The 3,749-nt window shown below is 36.9% G+C and carries 6 protein-coding genes; 2 read left to right on the top strand and 4 right to left on the bottom strand.

The window, feature by feature from the left end:
• Positions 1-287: uridine kinase family protein (locus ACOVO2_RS11965; RefSeq protein ID WP_421770196.1), on the bottom strand; the 287-nt coding region annotated here is incomplete at its 3' end.
• Between the two features lie 104 nt (positions 288-391).
• Here ACOVO2_RS11965 and ACOVO2_RS11960 point away from each other — a divergent pair.
• Both ACOVO2_RS11960 and ACOVO2_RS11955 read left to right on the top strand, forming a co-directional pair.
• Positions 392-562, top strand: a complete 171-nt coding sequence (locus ACOVO2_RS11960) for a hypothetical protein (RefSeq protein ID WP_421770195.1) — start codon at positions 392-394, stop codon at positions 560-562.
• A gap of 46 nt (positions 563-608) precedes the next feature.
• Positions 609-1,877: an amidohydrolase family protein gene (locus tag ACOVO2_RS11955; protein ID WP_421770194.1), complete on the top strand. Its 1,269-nt coding sequence runs from the start codon at positions 609-611 to the stop codon at positions 1,875-1,877.
• A 98-nt stretch (positions 1,878-1,975) separates the two neighbouring features.
• Here the strand turns inward: ACOVO2_RS11955 and ACOVO2_RS11950 are convergent, their stop codons facing one another.
• The 3 genes from ACOVO2_RS11950 to ACOVO2_RS11940 form a co-directional block, all read right to left on the bottom strand.
• Positions 1,976-2,797: an N-acetylmuramoyl-L-alanine amidase-like domain-containing protein gene (locus ACOVO2_RS11950; protein ID WP_421770193.1), complete on the bottom strand. Its 822-nt coding sequence runs from the start codon at positions 2,795-2,797 to the stop codon at positions 1,976-1,978.
• A 339-nt stretch (positions 2,798-3,136) separates the two neighbouring features.
• Positions 3,137-3,595 (bottom strand): RES family NAD+ phosphorylase, encoded by a 459-nt coding sequence (locus tag ACOVO2_RS11945; RefSeq protein WP_421770192.1) that lies wholly within the window; start codon positions 3,593-3,595, stop codon positions 3,137-3,139.
• Between the two features lie 10 nt (positions 3,596-3,605).
• A complete protein-coding gene (locus tag ACOVO2_RS11940; protein WP_421770217.1) occupies positions 3,606-3,746 on the bottom strand; it encodes an antitoxin Xre/MbcA/ParS toxin-binding domain-containing protein in 141 nt (46 codons plus the stop codon).
• Positions 3,747-3,749: the final 3 nt, after the last annotated feature.

Below are 3,749 nucleotides of genomic sequence, written 5' to 3'. Positions count from 1 at the left end.
AGCTGATTAATGCTATCATCATAGAAGGCAAATAGCCCTTCAGCTATTACGACATCGAATCGAGTCTTGAAAAGCTCAATAACTTCTTTATATTGCTCAAAATCAATGGATTGTGGCGATTCCCAATCGGTTTTGTTTTTGATTTTTGGAATTTGTGTTTCAGGAAAAACAAAATCATCTTGGTGGAAAATGATTGCTTTCTTTCCATTTTTTCTGAAATAGGTCACCAACAGATTGGCGAGTGTACTTTTTCCTGAGCGGCTCACGCCTCCAATGCCAATAATCATGATTTTGTTTGAAAAATACGCTTTTGAGTTAGATTTTGAGATTCTTTCACAAAGAAAATTAAATTTGATTATATTTAAATCAAAATCTCAAAAACCCTAAAAAAATGAATAAAGATAAACTTTCTTATTATGCCAGCTATGTGGCAATCTTCTGCGGTATTTTTCTGCTCGTCATGAAACTCTATATCAAGGATAAGTCTTCTACAAATACCGTAATGGCTCTTTTATTCGTAATTATTGGGGTTGTTGGTCTGAGAATGTACAATCGAAAATAGATTCAATACTAATCTTGTCATTAAAACTTACTTCATCTTTTATAAAATGTACTTCAGAAAAACGTTATTATTATTTATTATTGCTACGTGTCTTAGTAAAGTTTCTGCTCAAAGTTTGGTTTATCTACGTCCAGATAGGGTTTTTGATGGTGAAAAAAATCTTGAAAAATACGGAGTCGTCATTAAAGGAAATAAAATTGAACAAGTTGATAGTCAGGCGAATATCGAAAAAAGTTTGCCAAAAGATGCTAAAACTATTGATTTGAAAAATTGTACGCTCTTACCTGGGTTGATTGAAGGGCATACGCATCTTTTTCTTCATCCTTACAACGAAGTAACGTGGGACGACCAAGTTTTGAAAGAACCACGTTCGTATCGCACAGCAAGGGCAGTAATTCATGCCGAAAAAACGCTCAAAGCGGGTTTTACTACCGCACGAGATTTAGGAACAGAAGGGGCAGAGTTTGATGATGTAGGTCTGAAAAAAGCCATTGATGATGGTGTGATTATTGGTCCGAGATTATTGATAGCTACGAAAGCTTTAATTGCGACGGGTAGTTATGGACCACGCACTTTTTCGCCTGACATCAAAGTGCCACAAGGGGCAGAAGAAGCTGACGGAATAGATGATTTGATTAAAAAAACGCGTACTCAGATTGGGAAAGGTGCCGATTTGATTAAAATATATGCTGATTACCGTTGGGGATTGCGAGGAGAAGCCGCTCCAACTTTTTCTTTGGATGAAATAAAGTTGATTGTGGCAACCGCTCAAAGTGCTGGCCGACCAACGGTTGCCCATGCTTCAACCGTAGAAGGTATGCGTCGTGCAATTTTAGGTGGTGTGGAAACGATTGAACATGGAGATAACGGTACACCCGAAATTTGGAAATTAATGGCTGAAAAGAATGTGTATTTGTGTGCGACTTTAGCGGCTGGTGATGCCGTTAGTCAATACAAAGGATGGAAGAAGGGAATAGATGAAGAACCAGAGCGAATCAAGAAAAAGCGAATAACTTTTAAACAAGCTATGGAGGCAGGAGTGAAGATTTGTTTTGGTGGCGACGTGGGAGTTTTTGCTCACGGTGATAATGCCCGTGAACTTGAAATGATGGTTGAATACGGAATGACTCCGACGGAGGCTTTAAAATCGGCTACAAGTATCAATGCCGATGCTTTTCATGTGAATAATGAAGTTGGACGCATCAAAAATGGGCTTTTGGCAGATATTTTGGTAGTGGAGGGCAATCCTTCGCAGACAATTACCGATATTAGAAAGGTGAAAAAAGTTTATAAAAATGGTGTTTTAGTAGAATAATTATACTGAAATTTTAGCAATAATAACACATCAAGCACGAAGTTACACTAAGATTTTATTTGAGTGACTTCATGCTTTTTGTATTCAAAGTAAAAATTTTATAGTAAACGTAGAACGGTAATTCCTGAATGTTTCTTTATTCTGTTTAGGTAATCTGCCAAAGGTTCGGTGGTAATCATCACTTTTTTGAGGTCATATGAGGCATGAAGTAAATGAATTCGACCATTTTGTTTAATGGCAAAACCCTCATGATTGAAGTCCAGTCCTTCCACTCCTGATGTTATTCCAATAATATCACCATCTTTGATTTCAGATTCTATTTTACTGACCTTACTTTTTGGAATAAAGAAGAAATCGTAAGTATTGATTGTTTTTTGAGCTTTCTCTACCGCTGAAAAAGATTCCTTATCTTGTAATTTTGTGTATAGATTTCGGTGAGCAGTCATAAAATTGATGTTTTTATTGGCTTCTTCGCCACCAATCAGAGGCGTCATTTCTTGGGCAATATTATTATCTTCAGTCTGAATCATCCATTCTTTGAAATAATGGATGCGTGAGCCATACCCATTTACCTTTCCTTTACGGTAACGTAGATTTTTTAGGTGATTATTAAATTTCTCGTAACTAGGTTTTTCATCGTACTTCGTCAAAGTCATTGCTGTTACACTCTCCACAAATGTCCAGCAGTCAAAATCTCTCAGATTACAAACTAACTGTTCGTTCGGAAGAGCGTCCAACGTCCCTGCCTTGTAAGGCTGACCAATGAAACTCTTAGCGATTGTAATAGCTGTTTGTGCTTTGTTTTCGCCTTTAGGCAATTTCATTTTCTGCATAAATACCATTTCGTCGGCACTTTGTGCAAATACAATATTCAAAGATATGACAGTAAGAAATAGACTAAAGATGTTTTTGAGCAACATTTGATACATGGTTTTGATATTATCTGACAAAGGTATGATTTCGAGAAGAAGTATTCAAACGATTTTTGAATATGGTTGTGAACGAATATATGATAAAAATATTGCAAACATACCATAATTGCCACCGCTGGCAAAGATTATTTTTCAAAACAATAAATTGGTACGCTGTTCGTGAATTCAAGAGTATAAGTTTCTGAATAAAAAGGATGGTATTTGTACCAGCAACAATCACAGGCTTTCGTGCATATTACATTTTCTAAGAATTGAGTGTATCCTTCCAATTTATGAGTCAGGATCACTTAGTGACTCATGTCGTTTTGTCTATGTTTACTATCGTTTCTAGTGTTTACGAAGTCTATTATCAAATGAGAAATCTTCAGTACGCAAAATTTTGACTTTTGAAAAGTCTGGGTGAGCAGGATTAATTAGAAAATTATACTCGCCTTCAACCACGACCGATGGAACTCGCAAAGTTAGATATTCGGCAGCACTTAGCCACGAAGCACTAATTTTTGTCGTTGAATCGCTTGGCTCAATATTATTCCAATCTTCGGGTAAAGATTTTGTGGGAATTGTTAAGATAGAATCATCGGGAATGTAAATCGTAATCAATTGATAATTAAGGGGTAAGAAGGCATTTGTGGTATGTACAAGTACCTCCACAAGGGCTAACGCTCGTGTGCCAGCAGTGTATAAAACCGCATCACCTTTTTTATTCCATCGCCCACCGTGAATCTTTGCACCAGTTCCCGATAAATCGTTGGCGTATTTACTTGAAGACAATCGAAAAACTTCCATGTAGAAACGCTTAGGCTAAAATTCCGTGTTCGATTCTACCGATTTCGTCCAAAACCATCTCAAAACCAAAATTCGTATCAAGAATTTCGACTGGTGTTTTTGAGCCAAGAAATGGATTCGGGTGACGCATCCAGCCTTTGAAACGCTCCAAATC

It is taken from the genome of Emticicia sp. (assembly GCF_049241225.1).
Taxonomy (GTDB): domain Bacteria; phylum Bacteroidota; class Bacteroidia; order Cytophagales; family Spirosomataceae; genus Emticicia.
The sequence above is the reverse complement of the archived record's forward strand: the minus strand, read 5'-3'. Positions and strand labels throughout refer to the sequence as shown.

Excerpts from the sequence above, each read along its gene's own strand:
- ACOVO2_RS11960 (WP_421770195.1), top strand. The coding sequence starts at position 392 with ATGAATAAAGATAAACTTTCTTATTATGCCAGCTATGTGGCAATCTTC.
- ACOVO2_RS11955 (WP_421770194.1), top strand. The coding sequence starts at position 609 with ATGTACTTCAGAAAAACGTTATTATTATTTATTATTGCTACGTGTCTT.
- ACOVO2_RS11950 (WP_421770193.1), bottom strand. The coding sequence starts at position 2,797 with ATGTTGCTCAAAAACATCTTTAGTCTATTTCTTACTGTCATATCTTTG.
- ACOVO2_RS11945 (WP_421770192.1), bottom strand. The coding sequence starts at position 3,595 with ATGGAAGTTTTTCGATTGTCTTCAAGTAAATACGCCAACGATTTATCG.